The sequence below is a fragment of the Rhodanobacteraceae bacterium genome, assembly GCA_024234055.1.
Lineage (GTDB): Bacteria > Pseudomonadota > Gammaproteobacteria > Xanthomonadales > SZUA-5 > JADKFD01.
In genome coordinates this window covers 26,626-48,948 of the sequence record JACKOW010000004.1, presented here as the reverse complement: position 1 = coordinate 48,948, position 22,323 = coordinate 26,626, and the positions used below count along the sequence as shown (strand labels likewise).

The following is a 22,323-nucleotide window of genomic DNA, read 5'->3' as shown; positions in this document are numbered from 1 at the left end:
TGAGTATCTTCCGGAGTCCCGAGTCCCGAGTCCCGAGTCCCGAGTCCCGAGTCCCGAGTCCCGTCCCTAGCGTGTCGGATATCCAATGACTGATCAGATTCCCGGCTTTGGCGCACTCCCGCGTCGGCAGACCCTTGCGGTGCGCGTCGGCGCCAGTACCGTCGGTGGTGGCGCTCCGGTCGTGGTGCAATCCATGACCAACACCGATACCGCCGATATCGAGGCCACCACCCGGCAAGTGGCGCAGCTGTGGCGTGCCGGCTCCGAGTTGGTGCGGATCACTGTCAACACCGAAGAGGCGGCGGCGGCGGTGGCCCGCATCCGCGACAAGCTCGACCGGATGTCGGTGCCGGTGCCCCTGATCGGAGATTTCCACTACAACGGCCACCTGCTGCTGTCGCGTTACCCTGAATGCGCCGAGGCCTTGGCCAAGTACCGCATCAACCCCGGCAATGTTGGCTTTGGTGCCAAGCGCGACACCCAGTTTGCGACCATCATCGAGCATGCCATTCGCCACCAGAAACCGGTTCGGATCGGTGCCAATTGGGGCAGTCTGGATCAGGGCTTGCTGACCCGGCTGATGGATGAGAATGCACAATCGGCGGCGCCCCTGGACGCCCCCGCGGTTGCCCGCGAGGCGCTGATCCAGTCGGCCCTGATCAGTGCGGCACGGGCCGAAGAGATCGGTCTGCCTGCTGATCGCATCATCGTTTCCTGCAAGGTCAGCGGTGTGCAGGAGCTGATTGCGGTCTATCGCGAGCTGGCGCGACGCAGCCATTATCCGCTGCATCTGGGTCTGACCGAGGCCGGTATGGGCAGCAAAGGCATCGTGGCCTCGACCGCAGCGTTGGCGGTACTGATGCAGGAAGGCATTGGCGACACGATCCGCATCTCGCTGACCCCCGAACCCGGGGAAAGCCGCAGCCGTGAGGTCATTGTGGCCCAGGAGTTGCTGCAGACCATGGGCTTGCGGGCCTTTACGCCGATGGTCACCGCCTGCCCGGGCTGCGGACGCACCACCAGCACCTTCTTTCAGGAGCTGGCCAAGACCGTGCAGGAACACGTGCGCGAGCGCATGCCCGAATGGCGATTGCAGTACCGCGGCGTCGAGAATCTGACGCTGGCGGTGATGGGGTGCATTGTCAACGGACCCGGCGAAAGCAAGCATGCCAACATCGGCATCAGCCTGCCCGGCACCGGCGAAAGCCCGGCCGCGCCGGTGTTCATCGATGGTGCCAAGGTGGCCACGTTGCGCGGCGATCGCATCAGCGAGGAATTTGTCGGCATGATCGAGGACTATGTACAGCGCTCGTACCCACCGGTGGGAGGCAGTGCCGAGGAGCAGTGAAGGGTCAAGGGTATCGTTCCGAGTTGTTTCGAGCGGCTGTGTCGGCTCAACTTTGCCTACGGGCCATGACCTTGCGCGGATGGTGCTGTTGTAGGTCCAGACTTGTCTGGACGCTCTTCGCTCGGTGATGAAAATGCGTCCAGACAAGTCTGGACCTACGAACACGAGACCCCGCCGGATGCCGGCGCTGACTCCCGTTGAATGGCTGCAGCAGGCAGGGTCGAAGCCTTGTCATTCTTGACCGATTACTGTTGACGACTTAACTGTGACCCTTTTCGCCCAAACCCAGCACCCAGCCGTCATGACCGCACCACTCCAGTTCCGCTCTGCCACGCTCGACGACGTTGATGCCTTGCTGGCACTGGTCGAATCCGCCTATCGCGGCGATGCCAGTCGTCAGGGCTGGACCACCGAGGCCGATCTGCTGGATGGGCAGCGTACCGATCGCGAGGGTTTGCGGGACACGATCTCTCGCCAGGGTTCGATCATCCTGATGGCCGAGCGCGACGCCGAGCTGCTCGGTTGCGCGCATCTGGAACAACAGGGGAACGCCGCCTATTTCGGCATGTTTGCGGTGCGGCCAGGTTTGCAGGGCGGCGGCATTGGTGATGCGATCCTGCGCGAATGTGAGCGGCGGGCTCGGTCGATGGGGCTCAGTCAGGTGCGCATGACCGTGATCTGGACGCGGGCCGAGCTGATTGCCTTCTATCTGCGCCGCGGCTACGTGGCGACCGGCGAAACAGCGCCCTTTCCCTACGGCGACGAACGCTTTGGCAAGCCGAGGCGCGAGGATCTCTATTTCGAGGTCTATGCCAAGTCTCTGAAAGGCGAGCTCTGACCATGTCGATCTACTCACTGGCTCGGCCCCTGTTGTTCGCGCTGGACGCGGAGCGTGCCCATGAGCTGGGCTTGAAGGCGATCGAAGCTGCCTACCGCATGGGCCTGAACCCGCTGATGGCCACGCGCCCCACGGCGCTGCCGACTCGCGTGTTCGGCATCGATTTTCCCAACCCGGTGGGTCTGGCGGCGGGTCTGGACAAGAATGCAGCACATATCGACGCCCTGGCGGCGCTGGGTTTCGGTTTCATCGAGGTGGGAACCATCACGCCGCGACCGCAGGCTGGCAATCCCAAGCCGAGGATGTTCCGCTTGCCGGAGCAACTGGCCGTGATCAACCGGCTGGGTTTCAACAACCTGGGCGTCGATGCACTGGTTCGCAACATCGAATGCAGCCGTTTTCAGGGTGTGCTGGGCATCAACATCGGCAAGAACAAGGACACTCCCAACGAGCGCGCGGTCGATGATTACCTGCTCTGCCTGGAGCGGGTCTATGCGCTGGCCAGCTACATTACTGTCAACATTTCCTCACCCAACACCCAGGGCTTGCGGGATCTGCAGGAAGAAAACGCCCTGGCGCGCTTCATCGGCACCCTGCGCGAAGCGCAGCAGCGACTGGCCGGCATTCACGGCAAGCACAAACCGATGCTGCTCAAGATCGCGCCAGACCTCAGCCCGACCGAGATGGACGGCATCGCCGAGGTCTTGCTGAAGTCCGGCATCGATGGGCTGATCTGCACCAATACCACCGTCGATCGAGCGGTGATCGCCGGGCATCGGCTCGCTGCGGAGGCCGGTGGCCTGTCCGGCAAGCCGCTTCTGGAACGCTCGACGTCGGTGCTGCGCGGCATGTCGGAGCGGCTGGGCGGACGGCTGCCGATCATCGGCGTTGGCGGTATCGTCGATGGCGCGGGTGCGGTCGCCAAGGTGGCTGCTGGCGCCAGTCTGGTGCAGTTCTACAGTGGCATGATCTATCGCGGACCGCAGCTGATCGGCGAGTGCGTGGAGGCCCTGCGTGCACAGCGCAGCTAAACCGCAATTGAGCGCAAAGCCTTGCGCGATCTTTCGCATCAGGTGCGAGACATGCGGGCTGAGCTGACTGCCGATGCCGATCTGTCTGAATTGAACAGTTTCGGCGTTCAGGCGCGGGCGGCCTGGCTGGCACGGGCCCAGAACGAGGCCCAGGTGCTCGACGCACTCGCTCGTGCAGACCAATGGCAGCTGCCGGTGCAGGTGCTGGGCGGCGGCAGCAATGTGCTGATCGTCGATGATCTGGATGCGCTGGTGCTGTTGCCGCAGCTGCGAGGTATCGAGTGGCTGGGAGTCGCTGGCGGTCGTACGCATGTGCGCGCGGCAGCTGGCGAGAATTGGCACGGCTTCGTCGCCGCGACCCTGGCGGCCGGCGCCTTTGGTCTGGAGAACCTGGCGCTGATCCCGGGTCATGTGGGTGCGGCGCCGATCCAGAACATCGGTGCCTACGGTGTGGAGCTGGAGCGCTTTGTAGTCGCGGTCGAGGCCCTCGATCAGCGCACCGGACGGGCGTGTCGGATCGAGGCCAGGGACTGCGGGTTTGCTTACCGGGACAGCCTTTTCAAACGAGCGGAAGGCGCGCACCTGCTGATCACCGCCGTTGAATTTGCGCTGCTTCCGAGGCCTGAACTGGTGCTCGGCTATGCCGGTGTGACCGAGGAACTCGCTGCGCGTGGCGTCAGCGAGCCTACGCCGCAGGCGGTGTTTGACGCGGTGGTTGCGATCCGCCGCCACAAACTGCCCGACCCGGCAGTGCTCGGCAATGCCGGCAGTTTCTTCAAGAACCCGCTGGTGCCGATCGCAATCGCCGAGGACCTGCAGCAGCGTCACCCGGTGCTTCCGGTCTATCCCGCGGGTGAGGGCTCACGCAAACTGGCGGCAGGTTGGCTCATCGATGCCTGCGGCTGGCGTGGTCACCGCGAAGGTGATGCCGGTGTCCATCAGCAACACGCGCTGGTATTGGTCAACTACGGCCGCGCCCGCGGTGCCGACATCCTCAGGCTGGCGCGCCGTATCCAGGCCGACGTTGAGGCGCGTTTCGGCGTTGAGCTGGAGATCGAGCCGCGTTTGCTGGGATTGCGCTAAGTCCAGCCGCGAGGGCCCGAGGGCATGCGAAAGCGGCTACGCAGCGAGGTTGCAGCTTTTTCGTGCCCGCGTGCCCTCAAATCAATAGCTTGCGGAATGTCTGGCCAGCGGGCTCTGCCCGCGATCAGGGTCGGCATATCGCGCAAAGCTCGCGGGCAGAGCCCGCTCCCACAGCAGGTGCCTTGACTCAGCCGCGCGCGCGCCGCGGGAAGCCGACCATGCGCTGCAGATCTTCGTCCCACAGTTTCAATCGGGCGCTCTTGAGGCTGGTCCACAGCGTCAGGCGCGGGGCTTTCTGCAGCAGCGGGTGTGACTTGAAAGCCTCGCGCAGACGGTAGTTCGGTATGCGGCTGGCCAGATGATGGATGTGGTGGTAGCCGATGTTCCCAGTGAACCAATGAAGCACCCGCGGCAAGTCATAGTAAGAGCTACCGGCCACTGCAGCCTGCTCGGAACTCCATTCCTTGCCACGCACCCAGTAGGCATTTTCGAAGGTGTGCTGCACGTAGAAAAGCCACACGCCGAGCGCGCCGGCAATGAGCAGGATCGGCAGGTGCACCATCACCAGCGCTTTCCAGCCCACCGCGTAGATCACCACGCCGAAAACCAGAGCGAGCACCAGATTGTTGAGCCAGACGCTGGCCCATTCCTTCTTCCACGAACGCGGCAAATCGAAGGGAAAACGGTGCTTGATGATGAACTGGTAGACCGGACCGATGATGAGCAGCACGGGCGTGGCGCGATAGAAGCGATAGCAGAAGCGCCCGAAGCGGGAGCGTGACAGATACTCGCGCACTGTCAGCGTGTCGACGTCGCCGAATTCGCGTCGATCCAGATTGCCAGAGGTGCCGTGGTGCACGGCGTGGGTCTTGCGCCAGTAACTGTAGGGGAACAGCGTGATGATTCCCAGAAAGGCGCCCAGTGAGTTGTTGGCCTTGGCACTGGCAAAGAAGGAGCCATGCCCGCAATCGTGCTGGATGATGAACAGGCGTACGTACAAGCCCGCGGTAGGCAGCGCCAGCAGCAGGATCCAGAGATAGTTCCAACCCGAGACCGCGCCGTAGACCATCAATGACCACAGACCCAGAAAGGGGATCAGGGTGTCGGCAATCTGCCACAGAGCCTTGCCCAGATGCGGCTTGGCGAAGGGCGCACACAGCTGGCGTAGATTGGCCACGGAACCAGGTTCTGCATTACTCACGGTGGGCGTCGCTTCTGTCAGGGTGCATGGATTCTCCAGTGCCACCGCGCCAAGGGCAATCACCCAGAGGTCAGCGATCCGGATACACGAGGCCGGCAAAAGTGAAACAGTGCACGGTTGGGTGGGATATGCGGCCGCGCCCCGGGAATGCAAGCCATGGCGGCGATTGCTCGCTTGCACGCCTCGGCCCATCATGCACTCATGATGGCAACCACGCTCGTGATCGATACCAATGTCTGCCTCGATCTGTTCGTGTTCGAGGATCCTCGATGCCTGTGGCTGATGCAGGCGCTCGAAGAAGGATCGATCCGAGCCCTGGCCTCCGATCCCATGCGGGTGGAATGGCAGCAGGTGCTGGCGCGGCCCAAGCTCGGCCTGTCCGCGTCGCGGCAGAACAGGGCACAAGCGCGTTACGACCGCCTGATAGGCTGGCATAGCCACTGCGGCAAGAGCCCTGGAGTTCGGCTTCCCCGCTGTGCCGATGCCGACGACCAGATGTTCCTGGAACTGGCGGCCGATGTCGGCGCAAGCGCGCTGCTGAGTCGGGACCGCGCGCTGCTGGTACTCTCCAGGCGCAGCCAGAGGATGGCTGGATTCATGGTCATGACGCCGGAGCAGTTCGAACCGCACTGGCGCGCGCTGACCGCCTGCCGCTTGCCGGTTTCCGGATAGTTACGCCCAAGCCGGTCCATTCCTGCGATCATGGGTGATGAGCGAATTCTCGAAACTGGGTTTGATCCCCACCCTGATGCAGGGGCTGGATGCGTCCGGCTACACCGCGCTGACACCGATACAGGCGCAGAGTCTGCCGCCGATCCTGGACGGAAAGGATCTGATTGCACAGGCGCCGACGGGCAGCGGCAAGACCGTGGCTTTCGGTCTGGGATTGTTGCAAGGACTGGATCCGGGCTTGACCAAGGTCCAGGGCCTGGTGCTGTGTCCGACCCGCGAACTGGCGGATCAGGTGGGCAAGCAGTTGCGGCGCCTGGCCACCGGCATTCCCAACCTCAAGCTGTCGATCCTCTGCGGCGGTGTTGCGCTGCGCCCGCAGCTGGCGTCACTGGTGCATGACCCGCATGTGGTCGTCGGCACACCCGGGCGGGTCCAGGAACTGATCCGCAAGGGCGCGCTGCATCTGGATGGTGTGCGAACCCTGGTGCTGGACGAGGCCGATCGCATGCTCGACATGGGCTTTGCCGAGGCCATCGCCGAGATTGCCGGCAAGACTCCGAAGACTCGCCAGAGTCTGCTGTTCTCGGCCACGTTCCCGGAAGAGATCCGGGCGATCTGCCAGAACACCTTGCGTGATCCGATCGAAGTCACGGTGGATGGCGCCTCCGAACAGCCGGTGATCGAGCAGCTGTTCTTCCAGGTCGATCTGGCCGGAAAGCCGATGTTGCTTGCCAATCTGCTGGCCGAGCGTCGCCCCGAATCCTGCGTGATCTTCTGCAATACCCGGCGCGACACCGACGAGGTGGCGGCAATGCTGGCGAGCATGGGCTTTGCCGCTCTGGCGCTGCATGGTGACAAGGATCAACGCGACCGCGACGAAGTGCTGGTGCGATTTGCCAACCGCAGCTGCAGCGTGCTGGTCGGCACCGATGTTGCCGCGCGCGGACTGGATATCTCCGAGCTGGCCTGCGTCGTCAACTACGAACTGCCGCCGGATCCCAATGATTATCTGCATCGTATCGGTCGCACCGGGCGGGCAGGGCGCAGCGGTCTGGCCTTGAGCCTGGTAACGCCACGTGAGTTGCCACGGGCACTGGCGCTGGAAGCCAGCCAGGGTGCGCCGCTGGCCTGGAGCAAGTCCGGGGCCACCAGCACCCGCGCACCCAGTCCATTGCCGGCCAAGATGGTGACGCTGCGAATTGACGGTGGTCGCGGTGACAAGCTGCGTCCTGGCGACATTCTCGGCGCGCTGACCGGAGAAGCTGGCCTGACCGCCGATGCCATCGGCAAGATCGATGTCTACGCCACGCGTTCCTATGTGGCCATCGATCGCCGCCACGCGGCGCGCGCTCTCGATCGGCTGACCGCCGGCAAGATCAAGGGGCGGAATTTCCGGGTGCGACGGATCTGAGGGTGTGACGGCGATGGCACAGCCTTCGCGAGCGTAGCCCGCTCCCACAGGGGCGCAGGTACCAGTGGCCAGCCTGTGGGAGCGGATTCATCCGCCATCCTGTCGCCGCATCAATCAATAGAAGCAGATAGCAACTTCTGCAGCGCGCTCGGTTCCTTTTCGGGCTCGGGCGGCTGCTCGGTCAGGCTCAGCGCGGACACATCGATGGCTGCAGCGGCAGCCTTGGGGCTTCGGTCTATCGGGCCGTCGTCGTTGGCCAGGCTGATGCCTGAGAGATCGAAGGTGGGCTCCGGAACCGGGGTCCTGTCGATCAGGGTGACGCCGGGCTGGGCCAGGCTGAGCGCGGAGGTGTCGATCTCGGCGGTCTTGCGTACAGGCGGCGGCAGGATCGTGGCACCGGGCGGCGCCAGACTCAGCGCGTCGGCAGATTCGGTCACAGCCGTCACCGTGTCGGTCCGGACCGGTTCTGCACCTGCCGCCGCGGTTGATGGCTGAGGCGGCGACTCACGGGTCGGCGCTGGGGTGGCTGCCACCGGAATCACGGGGGCGATGGGCGCATCGCTGACCACCGCCACCATGATGCCAGCCTGGCGCAACACCTCCTGATAGCGACCCGCTGCATCCCGGCTGAGCCCGGTCTTGAGCACCGTCTTGGGTGCGTCGAGCAGTGCATCCATGCGCTCCGGAGCAGACTTGAACAACTGCGCCAGATTGCTGCGGACCTGTTCGCGGGTAAAGCCGCTCAGGATCTTGCCGCGGAAGACGATCTGAAAGCTCGGTTCGCTCATGGCTCAGCGTGATCGGCCGGAAACGCGCACAGTTTAACTCGGATCGGCAGCGCCGACCCAGTCGCGCCAGCCATGCTCAGCGGTGCTGATCGATCAGCACCGGGTTGCCGTCTGGATCGAGCATGGCAATGTGGGCCGGGCCGCTGCCGTTCTCGTCAGCCTCGGTGGTCAGGGCCACGCCCTGCGCCTTGAGTAGGCGTTGCAGTTCGCGTACGTCGGTGAATTCGTCCAGGGGCTGGGCATTCTGGTCCCAGCCGGGATTGAAGGTCAGCGCATTGCGTTCGAACATGCCCTGAAACAATCCGATCAGGTGATCGCCGTTCTTCAGGATCAGCCAGTGATGTTCCTGATTGCCGCCGAAGACCGTGAAGCCCAGCTTCTCGTAGAAAGCGCGGGATGCGGCGATGTCCTTGACCGCCAGGCTGATCGAGAATGCACCGAGTTTCATTGTGTTTGCTCCCGTGGTGGATTGAGCCTTGCGCTCGAGGTTTCAGCGACCAGGCGCCGCTGACAGGCGTCAGCTCTTCTTGAGCCAGCGTAGCTCGTGACTGCCGTAGCGACTCTGCTCCAGCGCTCGGGCCAGTGCCGGCAATACCTCGGCCAGGGTGTGATCGAATCGGTACGGCGGATTGATCAGTGCCATCCCGCAGCCGTTCAGGCGCAGGGCGCTGTTGGGCTGATGCAGGCAGAACTCGGCCAGCAGGATGTTCTCGAAGGGCAGCGTGGCCAGGCGCCGATAGAAGATCTCGATGTCCTGGCGAAGCTTGATCGGGTACCAGATCGCGTAGGTTCCACCAGGCCAGCGCCGATGCGCGTCCTTCAGCCCTTCGATGATGAAATCGAACTCGCCCAATTGGGCCTCGTAAGGCGGATCGACGAGTACCAGCCCGCGCTTTTCCTTCGGCGGCAGCAGGGCCCGAAGCGCCTCATAGCCATCGCGATGATGGCAGGCCACTCGCGCATCCCGGGCGAATTCCTGCTTCAGGTGGCGGGCTTCGTCCGGCTGCAACTCGCAGGCGATCAGGCGGTCGTGCTCGCGCATCAATGAGGCTGCGATCAAGGGCGATCCCGGGTAGGTGTGCAGGGCGGTGGCATGTCCTGCATTGAAGGATCGCACCAGATTCAGATACACATGCAGCAAGCTCGGCAACTGGCTCAAGCCCAGCAGCGGCGTGATGCCACTGGCGAATTCCCGGGTCTTCTCCGCCTCTTCGGAGCTCAGTGAGTAGCGGGCCCGACCGGCGTGGGTGTCGATCACGCAAAAGGGGGTGTTCTTGTGCTTGAGCGCCTCGATCAAGCCCACCAGTACCGCGTGCTTGAGGACATCGGCAAAGTTTCCGGCATGAAAGGCATGGCGATAGTTCACGGGCTTGCCTGTGGATCGAAGGGCTCGATGCTGCAATAGAACGCGTTTGCGGCAGTCTCGTCAATCGAAGCGACGGTCTCCCCGGGCGGGTTGGGCCCGCAAGGCTCCGGCTGAATGGCGGTTCGGAACGACTGGTGACACTTCGATGCCGGTGCGAGCCGTAGTATCAAGCACATCAAGGAACTGCTGCAGGACGAGGATGATTACCAAGGCACGCGCCATCTTCTATGTCTCCGACGGTACCGGGGTGACCGCCGAAACCATTGGACACAGCGTGCTGACGCAGTTTGACGGCATCCCCTTCCAGACGCGGCGACTGCCCTTCGTGGACAACGAGGCTCGGGCCCGGGCCGCAGCCGCCGAGATCCGCCGTTTCGGCGACGATACCGGCTATCGTCCGGTCGTCATCAATACCGTGGTCGACGGGCATCTGTCCTCGCTCATTGCTGAAAGTGGAGCGCTGATGCTGGACGTGTTTGCCCCCTTCATTCCGCCGATGGAGCAGGAACTGGGTGTGCCGCGCACGCCCAAGGTAGGCAAGGCCCATGGCGGCGCCGACTCGGCCGAGTACGAGGCGCGCATGAATGCCACCAATTACGCGCTGACTCATGATGACGGCGTGCAATCCAATTTCAGCGACGCCGAAGTCATCTTGATGGGGGTGTCGCGCTCGGGCAAGACGCCCACCTGCCTCTACATGGCGCTGCATTACGGGGTGCGGGCTGCCAACTACCCCTTGCTTCCGGAAGATCTGGAGAACGGCGAGTTGCCGCCCAAGCTCAGGCCGCATCGTGAACGCATCTATGGGCTGACCATCGATCCGCATCGTCTGGCCCAGATCCGCGAACAGCGCCGCGCTGGCAGTCGCTATGCATCGATCGACCAGTGTCGCTGGGAAGTGGAAGAGTCCGAGCGCTTCTTCAAGCGCGAATCGATCCCGGTGATGCACTCCACGCACATGAGCATCGAGGAAATTGCCAGCAAGATCATGCAGTCGCTGGGGATGAATCGGCAGTTGTATTGAGAATCCTCCTCGGCCTCCGGCGGCAACCGGGAGACGAAGCATTTGCCAGCGCGAGCTGCCTGGTCAGATAATGACGTCATTGACAGCATTGATGTCATTGGAGGCAGCGATGGGTGTGTTGACGGTGCGTAACATCGATGAAGACCTCAAGCGACGATTGCGCGTCGCTGCGGCTGAACGCGGGATCTCCATGGAGGAGCATGTTCGCCGACTGCTGGCAGCTGCGACTGACAGTTCTGCAGCCACCGGTGAGGAACTGCTGAGGTCGATCCGCGCCCGCGTCAAAGGTATGGGAGATATTCGACTGGAAGTGCCGGAGCGCACCGATGCCGTCAAACCGGCTGATTTCGAAGCGTGATCGTTCTCGACACCAATGTGCTGTCGGAGCTGATGCGGCAGAAACCGGATGTCACCGTTCAACAATGGTTTGCCTCACTGGTGATCAACGAGTGCATGATCACGGTGGTGACTGCTGCGGAACTGCGCTATGGCGCGGAGCGTCTGCCGTCAGGTCGGCGCCAGGAGCAGCTGAAAAGAGCCATCAACGGCATCATCGAGGAGGACTTTTCCGGCCGGGTATTGCCCTACACCGTCGCAGCCACCGTGCTGCTCGCGGATCTGACCCTGGTCAGGGAGCGCCTCGGGCGGCCAATCAGTCTCGCAGACGCCCAGATTGCGGCAATCTGCAAGCTACATGGCGCCGCCTTGGCAACGCGCAACACGCGAGACTTCGAAAACTGCGGTATCGAACTGATCAATCCCTGGTCGGGATGAGCTTTTTCGCTGGCGCACTCTAGCCTGGCCAAGCATTATCCGCGGCCTCTGTTCAGCGCCTGATTCGCGCCGGGGATCGATTCTCGGCACTTCGGCATCTTGCAAGGAGACACCAGTGAATCCCCAAATCCTCTGGCTCGATCACGTGGGCATGGCCGATCTGCACCAGGTTGGCGGCAAGAACGCATCCCTGGGCGAGATGATCAGCCAGCTGGCGCATCTCGGGGTCAGCGTGCCCGGCGGATTTGCGACCACGGCGGATGCCTTCCGCGAGTTCATCCAGGCCAACCGCTTGTCCGAGCGCATTTTTGATCGCCTGCAGACGCTGGATATCGAGGATGTGAGCGAGCTGGCCAAGGTCGGCAAGGAGATTCGCGGCTGGGTGGCCGACGGCGTGTTCCCAGAGGCACTGGAACAGGCGGTGCGCACCGGTTATGCCGAGATGTGCCAGAAGATCGGCACCGAGAACGCAGCGGTGGCGGTGCGGTCCTCGGCCACCGCCGAAGATCTTCCCGACGCCTCCTTTGCCGGCCAGCAGGAAACCTATCTGAATGTCTGTGGCATCGAGGACGTGCTGGCCACCATCAAACTGGTGTTTGCCTCGCTCTACAACGATCGCGCCATTGCCTATCGCGTCCATCATGGTTTCAAGCACGAGGACGTCTACCTCTCGGCCGGCATCCAGCAGATGGTGCGTTCGGACGCCGGTGCCTCGGGCGTGCTGTTCACGCTGGACACCGAATCAGGCTTCCCGGATGTGGTCTTCATCACCGGCAGCTGGGGCCTGGGTGAGATGGTGGTGCAGGGCGCGGTGAATCCGGACGAGTTCTACGTCTACAAGCCGACGCTGGTCAGTGGTCACCACGCCGTGCTGCGCCGCGGGCTCGGCTCCAAGGAACAGAAGATGATCTACAGCGACGCGCCGGGCGAGCGTGTGCGCATCGTCGAAACCACCGCCGCCGAGCGCACGCGATTCAGTCTCGACGACGCCGATTTGCATGAATTGGCGCGGCAGGCCATGACCATCGAGAAGCACTACCAGCGCCCGATGGACGTGGAATGGGCCAAGGATGGCCTGACCGGCAAGCTCTACATTGTGCAGGCGCGGCCAGAGACAGTGAAGAGCCGCGGTCATCTGCAGGTGCAGGAGAAGTTCAAGCTGATGGAGCGTGGCACCGTGCTGGCGGAAGGCCGCGCCATCGGTCAGCGCATCGGCGCCGGCCCGGCGCGGGTGGTCAAGTCGCTGGACGACATGGATCACGTCAAGCCCGGCGATGTGCTGATCGCCGACATGACCGATCCCGATTGGGAGCCGGTGATGAAGCGCGCCAGCGCGATCGTCACCAATCGCGGCGGCCGCACCTGCCACGCCGCCATCATCGCCCGCGAACTCGGTGTGCCAGCTGTCGTCGGCTGCGGTGATGCCACCCGGCAGGTGCCTGATGGTCAGAACGTAACTGTGTCCTGCGCCGAGGGCGATACCGGATTCATCTACGAGGGACTGCTGCGCTTTGACCGTCACGAGGCGCGCCTGGGTGACATGCCGCCGGCGCCGCTGAAGGTGATGATGAATGTGGCCAACCCCGAGCGCGCCTTTGATTTCGCCATGCTGCCCAATGCCGGAGTTGGCCTCGCCCGCCTGGAAATGGTCATCGCTTCGCATATCGGCGTGCACCCGCGGGCGCTGCTCGAATACGACCAGCAGACGCCGGAACTGCGCGCACGCATCGACCAGCGCATAGCCGGCTACGCCGATCCGGTCAGCTACTACGTCGATCGCCTCGCCGAAGGCATTGCCACCATTGCCGCAGCCTTTTCACCCAATCCGGTGATCGTGCGGCTGTCGGATTTCAAATCCAATGAATACGCCAATCTGCTGGGCGGTGAGGCCTTCGAGCCGCACGAGGAAAACCCGATGCTGGGTTTTCGCGGCGCCTCGCGCTACATCGATCCCAGCTTCAAACCCTGTTTTGAACTGGAATGCCGGGCACTGAAGAAAGTCCGCGAGCAGATGGGTTTGAGCAATGCCTGGGCCATGATTCCCTTCGTACGCACCGTCGACGAAGGCCGCAAGGTCATCGAAACGCTGGCCGAATTCGGCCTCAAGCGAGGTGAGAACGGCCTCAAGGTGATCATGATGTGCGAACTGCCGTCGAATGCGCTGCTGGCCGATCAGTTCCTGGATCTGTTCGACGGCTTCTCGATCGGCTCGAACGATCTCACCCAGTTGACGCTGGGCCTGGACCGCGATTCGGCGGTCATTGCCCATCTGTTCGACGAGCGCAACGATGCGGTCAAGGCGCTGCTGTCGATGGCGATCAAGGCGGCCCGGGCCCGTGGCAAGTACATCGGCATCTGCGGCCAGGGCCCGTCGGACCACCCGGACCTGGCCGAGTGGCTGCTCGATCAGGGCATCGAAAGCGTGTCGCTGAATCCCGATACCGTCATCGAAACCTGGATGATGCTGGCCAAGCATGCGGCTGAGAAGGCGGGCTGAGAGCGGGGCAGATTGTATTGGCGTCAAGAGTGCGTCGAGCGCTTCGGAGCGGCGCTGAGAGAGGCCGCTTGCGGCCGCGGCTGCGGTGCCTCCCGCAGTAGCGCGGCTCCGGCGCGCGGCGGATCGGGTCATGCGTCGTCGGTGGTTCGCGCCGGCGGCCGCGGCCTGGTTCGCCGGGCGCCGCGCGCTTGCCGTCTTTGCACAAGGCCCAAGCGCCAGGGCGCGCGGACCCGGCCTACTTCGGCACATGGGTGATGGACTGGTGTCTTTGCGACCCCGGACTTGATCCGGGGGAAGTAATCCAGGGGTTCCATGCGTGCGGCTATTGCGAGCGAGTTTCGCCCTACTGACCGCCGAGCATCTTGCCTTGGGTGGGTTCGACGCGCTGGCCGTTCACGGTGAAGGCAAAGGGCACTGATACCAGCGTGCCTCCGCTGTTGCGCTGGATCACGAAATGCAGATGCGGGCCGGAGGAGAAACCGGTGTTGCCGCTCTTGGCGATGAGTTCGCCAGCGCGGACTCGATCGCCGATGCCGACGATCACGCTTTCCAGTGCCAGATGCGCGTACACCGCCATGGTGCCGTCGCTGTGCAGGATGCGGATATGGTTCGCCCGGTCGCCAAACTTGGCCAGATCGGTGCCGGCACCGTAGAAGTCGTTTTCCACCGCCATGACCACCCCGGCGCGGGCCGCGCGTATGGGCGTGCCTTCATCCATCGCGATATCGACGGCATGAAAGCTGTGGGCGTCCTTGTGGCTGTATTCGCCGCCGAAGCCCTGATCCACATGCAGCGGAGTGGATTGCGATTCCGCGACCAGCGGTGCCACTGCCAGGTGCAGGGCGCGCAGGGCCCAGAACAGCTCAAACACCTCGCCAATTGGGCGATCACTGCGCAACATGGCCAGCGGTCTGCGAAACAGCAGGCGCAATGCGTTGGACTCAGGCCGTGCGCCGAAGGGCAGTCGGTAAACCGCACTCGGGTCCGGCTGTGCCGCTGGATCTCCGGGGACGTAGTGATAGCTCAAGCTGTAGTTCCACGGACGCCTTTCATCGATCGGCTGAACCTGCAGGATGAGCGAATGCTGCTGCGCTGCAATGACGCGAGATCCGGGCAGGGCTGGCTCGCTGACGACGTTGGTGGCCGCCGCGAATCGCATCAAGACTTCGATCGGGCCGCCATAGCCGTTCCACAACGAGAAACGCTTGTCGGTGTCGGGCCCGTCCTCACGGAGGAATACCATTTTTTTTGGGTCGACCTTGATCAGTTGCTCACTGACTTCGCCGGTCGCGTCGGTCGGTGGACGATCGCTGAAATGCGAGACGCCCTGTTCATCCTTGTAGGAATAGATGCGTTTGGACCAGGCGCTGCCGGCGGTCAGCAGCAGCGCCAGGGCGAGCAGCAGCGTCAGGCCAAAGGCTGGTGACGAGGAGGGCCGCGCGCCTGCGCGGCCGCTGTTGATCTCCTGGCACCGCAAAGCGGCGCCGCAGCTCTTCGCCCTCCAGGGCAGCGTAGAGCGCCGGGGAGCCGCTGCGCAGCACCCTCGGCCGACTTCTGACAGGCGTCTCACACCCATGCCGCAACACTCTCCAGACGAAACGCCAGCGCTTGCTGCTGACGACTGGCGCCTGCCACCAACAACCAGCAACCAACAACCAACAACCCGATCCTAGCCTAGCGGACGATCATGGCACTGAGCCAGAGGCAATTGCCGCGGCGGGCGTTGGCGCAATCTCTCGACACTGAGTTGGTACAGCTGCTCCGCCAGAATGCGCTGACCGGCCTCGGACAGGTGCACGAAATCGAAGAACACCGGGTCGTTACTGCCGTCGAAAATCGCGGGCAGATCTGCCAGCGGCAGGATCGGCGACAGCTGCGCTCTCTGGTGCAGGGTCGATACCTGCCGCGTGCTCAGTCGCTGCAGCTGCACATGCAGGGCTGACGATGCGCCAACGATGGCAGCCTCGTCGCCCCGAGGCGGGCTTCGGTCAAAGGCGGTGGGTTGCCACAGGTAGATCAGCTCCACGTTGTAGCGAATGGCCAGCGCCTGCGCCTGTTTCATCTGGCTGAAATAGTGCTTGGTGATAGCCTGCGCCAGCGTCGGCAATTCCGATTCGTTGACCGTGGCGGTCGACACGCCCGCCAGTCGCAGGATGCCTTCCAGCCGCAACAGCCAGGCCCGCAGCAGTTGCCCGGCCTGCCTGGAGCTGTTGAATTCGCGGCGGCGATTGTCCTCGTTCTGGGGCAAGCCGGCGGTGCCTGATTGCAGCGCCGCATAGACGTCGTTGGCGCCGTCGAGGAAGATCGCCAGATCGGCAGGTTCTTCCGGGCAATTCAGCGCCGACTGGAAGGCCGTCAGACTCTGGCGGCTGACATAGCCGGACTCGCCGAAATTGTCGACCCGCACGCCGAGTTCCGGTGCGCGTTCCAGGTAGATCTGCTCCAGTTGCGCCGCCAGCGTGCCCGAGTCGCGGTTGCCGGTGCCCCACACGGTCGAACCGCCAAACAGCCAGATGCGGCGCTCGGACCTGGGTTGCACGTGCGGGGTCCGACGGAAGCCATTCGCGTCGACCGTGATCAGCTCACCGGCGTAGGCGCGACGGCGCCAGTACACATAGCTGTGCCATTCGGTGTAACGGGAAGCGGCGTGCTCGCGCCAGTACTGACTGATCCAGTCGTCAGCCGCGACCGCGTCGGCCTGTTCGCGCGGTGGCGCCTGCAGGGCCGCATCCACGGGCGCGTCGCCGGCTGGCGCCGGCAACACCTGGCGCAACAGCTGATCGCTGACGAACAGCAGCAGTACCGTGATGCCGAGGATGATCCAGCCCTGGGCCAGCAGCGAGAGCAGACGTCTCAGCATTCGATGACGTTCACAGCCAGGCCGCCGCGACTGGTTTCCTTGTACTTGTCCTGCATGTCGCGGCCGGTGTCGCGCATGGTCTTGATCACCTTGTCGAGCGACACATGGTGCTTGCCGTCACCGCGCAGGGCCATGCGCGAGGCATTGATGGCCTTGACCGCGCCCATGGCATTGCGTTCGATACAGGGAATCTGCACCAGGCCGCCGATGGGATCGCAAGTCAGCCCCAGATTGTGTTCCATGCCGATCTCGGCGGCGTTCTCGACCTGCAGCACGCTGCCGCCCAGTGCTGCGGTCAAGCCGCCAGCGGCCATCGAACAGGCCACGCCAACCTCGCCCTGACAGCCCACCTCGGCACCGGAGATCGAGGCGTTTTCCTTGTAGAGGATGCCGATGGCGCCGGCCGTCAGCAGGAAGTTCAATACGCCCTCATCGTTGGCGCCGGGAGAGAAGCGGGCGTAGTAATGCAGCACGGCCGGCACGATGCCGGCAGCACCGTTGGTCGGCGCGGTGACCACACGACCACCGGCGGCGTTTTCCTCGTTGACGGCCAGCGCATACAGATTGACCCAGTCGAGGATGGTCAGCGGGTCACGCAGATTGGCCTCGGGGCGAGCCGTCAGCTCGCGCTGCATGGCCGGCGCACGGCGCACAACCTTGAGCCCGCCCGGCAGCACGCCGCCTTCGCGCAGCCCACGCGTAACGCAGTCTTGCATGGCTTGCCAGATGGTCAGCAGGCCACTGCGGATGTCGGCCTCGCTGCGCCAGGCCAGTTCGTTCTGGAACATCAGCTGCGCAATCGACTGGCCGGATTCCGCGCAGCGCGCCAGCAACTCATCGCCGCTGGCAAAAGGGTAGGGCATGGGCGTGGCATCGGGGACGATCCGATCCGCTGCCGCTTCGTCGTGGTTGACCACAAAGCCACCGCCCACCGAATAGTAGTCTCGGGTGAAAAGCACGTCGTCGTGCTGGTCATAGGCGGTGAAGCGCATGCCGTTCGAGTGATAGGGCAACTTCTGGCGCTTGTTGAACACCAGATCCGTCTTCTCGTCGAAGCGGATCTCGTGCTTGCCCAGCAGATTCAGGCGTTTGCTGGCGCGGATGCGCTCCAGCGACTGCGGAATCAGATCCGGATCACACTGGTCGGGCTCGGAGCCCTCGAAGCCCAGCAGCACGGCCTTGTCGGTGCCGTGGCCACGGCCGGTGTGGGCCAGGGAGCCAAAGAGCTCACCGCGCAGGCGCACGCAACGATCCAGCACTTCACGCTCTTCCAGCCGCCCGGCAAAGCGGCAGGCGGCGCGCATCGGGCCCACCGTGTGCGAGGAAGACGGGCCGATGCCGATCTTGAACAAGTCGAAAACGCTGACAGCCATGGCGGTGTTCAGTGTGTGTCCGGGGCCGAGGATTATGCTTGGCGAATCCACGCTGCGAACACGGAGTGACGATGCGCCTTCAGTTTTATCACCGTGAACACTGCGAGCTGTGCGATCAGGCGCTGGCGATGCTGCATGAGGCCGGGCTCGATCGGATCATCACCATGATCGATATCGACGCTGATCCCGAGTTGGGGGCGGCCTACGGACTGCGCATCCCGGTCGTGGAATCCAGCGACGGCCGAGCGCTCGATTGGCCCTTCGACATCGAGGCCGTGCAGGCGCTGCTGTCGTAGGAGCACCTTCGTGGCGCGACTGGCGGCGCGAATATCCAGCACTGACGCGGGCTGAGTGAAAGAGCCTGGCGCAGAGAACACGGAGAACTAGCAGAGAGCACACGGAGTAGAGCCTGTCTGATGACTGGCTGACTTCGACGCTCTGCTCTTCTCTGCGTTCTCTCTGCTGATTCTCTGCGCTCTCTGCGATCTGCTTTTAGACCTAAATTTGCCCCATGGCACGATCTTGGCCACGCGGTCGCGACGCAAGGTCGCTCCTACCGTGGGAGCGGATTCATCCGCGATTGGCATCGCGACGGACGCCGCGGTCGCGACGCAAGGTCGCTCCTACTGTGGGAGCGGATTCATCCGCGATCGAGATCGCGATCCGGTCTGTCGGTCGCGACGCAAGGTCGCTCCTACTGTGGGAGCGGATTCATCCGCGATCGAGATCGTGATCCGGTCTGTCGGTCGCCACGCAAGGTCGCTCCTGCTCTGGAGCCAGTACCTCGGGCGATCCGGCGTCGTACTGACGCAGCACTTCCTCGGGGCCAAAGCGCGGGCGCCAATCGAGATCGCGCATCGCTCTGGCAGGTGAATAGACACGGTCTATCGTCGTCGGCAGCGGCCAGCCGCGTCGCGCAAACGCCTCGACCAGTTGTGGCGCCCGCCGGTGCAGTACAGCCGCCGCGTTGTGCTTCAGGTCGACCCGATCGTGGGATTCAAAAGGGGTGTCCCCGGAAATCACATAGCGAGCGTACAGGTCACCACGCCTCGCCAGTGCGCAGGCATGGGCGCTGGCGACGTCGCGGGCATCGATGCCCCGGTGCAAGCGATAGCAGGCCATGAGATTGGCCGCTTCCGGAAAGCAACGGGACATGCGCAATACGGTCACCCGCAGCCCGTATTGCCCGGACAAACGAGCCAGCTCGGCCTCGGCGTCGAGCTTGCTGCGATGGTAGATGGTTCGTGCTTGCGGCACGGTGTCTTCGTCGATCCACGCAGCGGCATCGTCGGGTGTCGACGCGTGGCCGTAGAGCGCGGTCGTGCTGGTATGGATCAGATGTGTCACGCCAGCATCGAGGGCCAGTTCGCCCAGCTGCCGCGTGGCCAGTACATTGATCCGATGGAATTCGGCATCGTCGATCAGACCGACGTGAGGTGCGTGCAGGGCAGCGCAGTGGATGATCGCGTCGACATCGACGAGGGCCCTGCGTACAGCGGCGCGGTCGGAGATGTCCGCGACGCAATCGGTATGCAGGCCGACAAGCCTGTCCAAGCCAATCAGCGAATGACTGGGCTCAAGTGCGGCGCGAATGGCCTGACCGATGCGACCGGCAGACCCGGTGAGCAGCAATTTCATCCCGGCATTAGCCCCTCATCGGCGTCGAGTTTGCAACCAGCGAGTTGCGGTGGCAGCGCGTGGAATTTTCTGTTGTTATCAAAACCCGAACGGGCATCCATGGTCCGCTCCACCCACTCGCCACTGTCATATCGGGGAAACTCATGATCAACCGGTCCAATGCGCCCAGCCTGCGCCCGCTGAGTCTGGCAATCCTGTTTGCTCTGGGGTCTGCGCCGGCGCTGGCGCAAGAGCAGGCTGAAGATGATGTGGCCACCCTGGAAGCGGTCACGGTGACCGCCCAGCGCAAGGTCGAAGACGTGAAGGATGTCCCGATTTCGATCACGACGGTGGCTGACCAGAAACTCGACGTGATCCGCTCCGGTGGCGAGGACGTGCGCTTTCTGTCCGGCCGCTTGCCCAGCCTGATCATCGAATCGTCTTTCGGCCGCACCTTCCCGCGCTTTTACATCCGTGGCTTTGGCAATACCGATTTTGATCTCAATGCCTCGCAGCCGGTGTCGGTGGTGTATGACGAAATCGTGCAGGAGAACCCGATTCTGAAGGGTTTCCCGGTGTTTGATCTGGATCGCGTGGAAATGCTGCGCGGCCCGCAGGGTACGCTCTTTGGCCGAAATACGCCTGCCGGCGTGGTCAAGTTCGAATCGCGTCAGCCCAGCCAGACCAGCGAAGGCTATATCCAGATCGGTGCCGGACGCTTCGGTTCGGGCAATATCGAGGGTGCGATCGGCGGGGCGCTCAGCCCCACGGTGTCGATGCGTGTCTCCGGGCTTTTTCAGACCCGCGATGACTACGTCGACAACACCTACGCGCCGGGGCCGACCAGCAGCTTCGAGGGCTATGAGGATGGCGCTGTCCGGATTCAGGCGCTGTACGAGGGTGAATCGAGCCGGGCCTTGTTCAATGTCCATGGCCGCAGCCTGAGCGGTTCTGCACGACTCTTCCGCGCCAACATCATCCGCCCCGGTGCAAACAGCCTGGTGCCGGGCTTCGACCGCTATGAGGTTTCCCAGGATGGTATCAACCGGCAGGACATCGATACCCATGGTGGCAGCGCCCGCCTGAGCTTCGATCTCGGCTCGGTGACGCTGCACTCGGTGACCGGCTTTGAAGACGCGCAGGCCTACAGTCGCGGCGACATTGATGGCGGCTTCAGCGCCGTCTTTGCGCCGCCGAGCGGCCCTGGCGTCATTCCCTTCAGCTCGGAATCCGCCGATGGTCTGCCGGATCACTCGCAGATCACCCAGGAATTCCGGCTGGTGTCGAACGACTGGGGCGCATTTGACTGGCAGACCGGCGTCTTCTGGTTCGACGAAGACATCACCATCGACAGCTTCAGCTACGACTCGCTGGCCGGCAATGTCGAGAACGGATCAGCCCGGCAGCGCCAGAAGAATGAAGCCTGGGCCTTGTTTGGATCCGGCGAATACGAGGTCAGCGATCAGCTGGTGCTGCGCGCCGGTGTGCGCTACACCAAGGACAAGAAGAACTTCGTTGCCGAACGCTTCGAATCGCCGCTGGCTTTCCTGGGTGTGGGTCCCTTGCCGCCGGTGCGCGTTCGGACCAGTGACAGCGACGTCAGCTGGGATCTGTCTGCGGTTTACCGCATGAATGAACAGTCCAATCTGTACGCACGGGTTGCCCGTGGATTCCGGGCGCCGTCCATTCAGGGTCGGGTGTTGTTCGGTGATGTGGTGTCGGTCGCCGACTCCGAAGACGTGCTGTCCTTCGAGGCCGGCATCAAGACCGATCTGATGGACAACCGGGCTCGCATCGGCTTTTCGGTCTTCCACTACCAGGTCGACAACCAGCAGCTGACGGCGGTCGGTGGCCAGCAGAACTTCAACACGCTGGTCAACGCCGACAAGTCGGTCGGCCAGGGTTTCGAGCTGGATCTGGAAGCCTATCTGACCGACTCGCTGCTGGTGACCGTGGGTGCCAGCTACAACGACACCGAAATTCAGGACCGCAACCTGGCGATTGCGCCCTGTGGCGGCGGCTGTGAGGTGCTGGATCCGGCCGGTCCGGTCGAAGGCACCGTGCTGATCGATGGCAACCCGCTTCCCAATGCGCCGAAGTGGATCAGCAATTTCACGGCCCGGTACGGCGTGCCGATGGGCGCCGGCGAGTTCTACGTTTACACCGACTGGGCCTATCGCAGCGAGGTCAACTTCTTCCTGTACGAGGCCAGCGAGTTTCGCGGCAAGTCCCTGCTGGAAGGCGGCTTGCGGGTGGGCTACACCTGGAACTACGACAAGTACGAGGTCGCCGCGTTCGGCCGCAACATCCTGGGCGAGGAGATCATCGTTGGCGGCATCGACTTCAACAACCTGACCGGCTTCCTCAACGAGCCGCGCATCTGGGGCGTCGAGTTCAAGGCCGCGTTCTAGCCAGTTTCAATCCGGGCCAAAACGAGCGC

General features: G+C 63.4%; 20 protein-coding genes. 12 read left to right on the top strand and 8 right to left on the bottom strand.

Annotated features, from left to right (window positions below; genetic code table 11):
- The first annotated feature begins 85 nt into the window (after window positions 1-85).
- The 4 genes from ispG (at window position 86) to murB (ending at window position 4,300) form a co-directional block, all read left to right on the top strand.
- Window positions 86-1,348 (top strand): flavodoxin-dependent (E)-4-hydroxy-3-methylbut-2-enyl-diphosphate synthase, encoded by a 1,263-nt coding sequence (gene ispG, locus H7A19_09535; protein MCP5475063.1) that lies wholly within the window; start codon window positions 86-88, stop codon window positions 1,346-1,348.
- Window positions 1,349-1,649: 301 nt separating this feature from the next.
- Entirely contained in the window at window positions 1,650-2,186 is a 537-nt protein-coding gene (locus H7A19_09530; protein MCP5475062.1) for a GNAT family N-acetyltransferase, read from the top strand.
- An 8-nt stretch (window positions 2,187-2,194) separates the two neighbouring features.
- Window positions 2,195-3,217, top strand: a complete 1,023-nt coding sequence (locus tag H7A19_09525) for a quinone-dependent dihydroorotate dehydrogenase (protein MCP5475061.1) — start codon at window positions 2,195-2,197, stop codon at window positions 3,215-3,217.
- Window positions 3,218-3,268: 51 nt separating this feature from the next.
- On the top strand, window positions 3,269-4,300 hold the full coding sequence (gene murB / locus H7A19_09520) for a UDP-N-acetylmuramate dehydrogenase (protein ID MCP5475060.1): 1,032 nt from the start codon (window positions 3,269-3,271) through the stop codon (window positions 4,298-4,300).
- Between the two features lie 187 nt (window positions 4,301-4,487).
- Here the strand turns inward: murB and H7A19_09515 are convergent, their stop codons facing one another.
- Window positions 4,488-5,693, bottom strand: coding sequence for a fatty acid desaturase (locus H7A19_09515; GenBank protein MCP5475059.1), 1,206 nt, complete (start codon window positions 5,691-5,693; stop codon window positions 4,488-4,490).
- Window positions 5,694-5,720: 27 nt separating this feature from the next.
- On the opposite strand from H7A19_09515, the gene H7A19_09510 reads away from it, so the two are divergent.
- Together H7A19_09510 and dbpA are read left to right on the top strand one after the other, a co-directional pair.
- Entirely contained in the window at window positions 5,721-6,173 is a 453-nt protein-coding gene (locus H7A19_09510) for a PIN domain-containing protein (protein MCP5475058.1), read from the top strand.
- Between the two features lie 37 nt (window positions 6,174-6,210).
- Entirely contained in the window at window positions 6,211-7,584 is a 1,374-nt protein-coding gene (gene dbpA / locus H7A19_09505) for an ATP-dependent RNA helicase DbpA (protein ID MCP5475057.1), read from the top strand.
- Window positions 7,585-7,694: 110 nt separating this feature from the next.
- On the opposite strand, the gene H7A19_09500 is transcribed toward dbpA, so the two are convergent.
- The 3 genes from H7A19_09500 to H7A19_09490 form a co-directional block, all read right to left on the bottom strand.
- Entirely contained in the window at window positions 7,695-8,372 is a 678-nt protein-coding gene (locus H7A19_09500) for a hypothetical protein (protein ID MCP5475056.1), read from the bottom strand.
- 76 nt (window positions 8,373-8,448) lie between these two features.
- Window positions 8,449-8,820 (bottom strand): VOC family protein, encoded by a 372-nt coding sequence (locus H7A19_09495; GenBank protein MCP5475055.1) that lies wholly within the window; start codon window positions 8,818-8,820, stop codon window positions 8,449-8,451.
- 69 nt (window positions 8,821-8,889) lie between these two features.
- Entirely contained in the window at window positions 8,890-9,738 is an 849-nt protein-coding gene (locus tag H7A19_09490; GenBank protein MCP5475054.1) for a 23S rRNA (adenine(2030)-N(6))-methyltransferase RlmJ, read from the bottom strand.
- A 199-nt stretch (window positions 9,739-9,937) separates the two neighbouring features.
- Between H7A19_09490 and H7A19_09485 the strand changes: the two genes are divergently transcribed.
- From H7A19_09485 to ppsA, 4 genes are all read left to right on the top strand, one after another.
- The gene (locus H7A19_09485) at window positions 9,938-10,762 is read left to right on the top strand and encodes a kinase/pyrophosphorylase (GenBank protein MCP5475053.1); all 825 of its coding nucleotides are present in this window, start codon (window positions 9,938-9,940) and stop codon (window positions 10,760-10,762) included.
- A 91-nt stretch (window positions 10,763-10,853) separates the two neighbouring features.
- Window positions 10,854-11,120 (top strand): ribbon-helix-helix protein, CopG family, encoded by a 267-nt coding sequence (locus H7A19_09480; GenBank protein ID MCP5475052.1) that lies wholly within the window; start codon window positions 10,854-10,856, stop codon window positions 11,118-11,120.
- Window positions 11,117-11,536, top strand: a complete 420-nt coding sequence (locus H7A19_09475) for a type II toxin-antitoxin system VapC family toxin (GenBank protein ID MCP5475051.1) — start codon at window positions 11,117-11,119, stop codon at window positions 11,534-11,536. Before H7A19_09480 ends, H7A19_09475 begins: the two co-directional genes overlap by 4 nt.
- A 115-nt stretch (window positions 11,537-11,651) precedes the next feature.
- On the top strand, window positions 11,652-14,033 hold the full coding sequence (gene ppsA, locus H7A19_09470; GenBank protein MCP5475050.1) for a phosphoenolpyruvate synthase: 2,382 nt from the start codon (window positions 11,652-11,654) through the stop codon (window positions 14,031-14,033).
- Window positions 14,034-14,376: 343 nt separating this feature from the next.
- Here ppsA and H7A19_09465 read toward each other — a convergent pair whose 3' ends face one another.
- The 3 genes from H7A19_09465 to H7A19_09455 all read right to left on the bottom strand — a co-directional run bounded on the left by H7A19_09465 (window position 14,377) and on the right by H7A19_09455 (window position 18,266).
- Complete coding sequence (locus H7A19_09465) at window positions 14,377-15,510, bottom strand: M23 family metallopeptidase (GenBank protein MCP5475049.1); 1,134 nt, start codon at window positions 15,508-15,510, stop codon at window positions 14,377-14,379.
- Window positions 15,511-15,702: 192 nt separating this feature from the next.
- Window positions 15,703-16,893 (bottom strand): SGNH/GDSL hydrolase family protein, encoded by a 1,191-nt coding sequence (locus H7A19_09460; protein MCP5475048.1) that lies wholly within the window; start codon window positions 16,891-16,893, stop codon window positions 15,703-15,705.
- A complete protein-coding gene (locus tag H7A19_09455) occupies window positions 16,887-18,266 on the bottom strand; it encodes an L-serine ammonia-lyase (protein MCP5475047.1) in 1,380 nt (459 codons plus the stop codon). Before H7A19_09455 ends, H7A19_09460 begins: the two co-directional genes overlap by 7 nt.
- Window positions 18,267-18,337: 71 nt before the next feature.
- Between H7A19_09455 and H7A19_09450 the strand changes: the two genes are divergently transcribed.
- The gene (locus tag H7A19_09450; GenBank protein MCP5475046.1) at window positions 18,338-18,562 is read left to right on the top strand and encodes a glutaredoxin family protein; all 225 of its coding nucleotides are present in this window, start codon (window positions 18,338-18,340) and stop codon (window positions 18,560-18,562) included.
- 415 nt (window positions 18,563-18,977) lie between these two features.
- On the opposite strand, the gene H7A19_09445 is transcribed toward H7A19_09450, so the two are convergent.
- Window positions 18,978-19,904, bottom strand: a complete 927-nt coding sequence (locus tag H7A19_09445) for an NAD(P)-dependent oxidoreductase (protein MCP5475045.1) — start codon at window positions 19,902-19,904, stop codon at window positions 18,978-18,980.
- Between the two features lie 143 nt (window positions 19,905-20,047).
- Between H7A19_09445 and H7A19_09440 the strand changes: the two genes are divergently transcribed.
- Window positions 20,048-22,294: a TonB-dependent receptor gene (locus H7A19_09440; protein MCP5475044.1), complete on the top strand. Its 2,247-nt coding sequence runs from the start codon at window positions 20,048-20,050 to the stop codon at window positions 22,292-22,294.
- Window positions 22,295-22,323 lie beyond the last annotated feature (29 nt).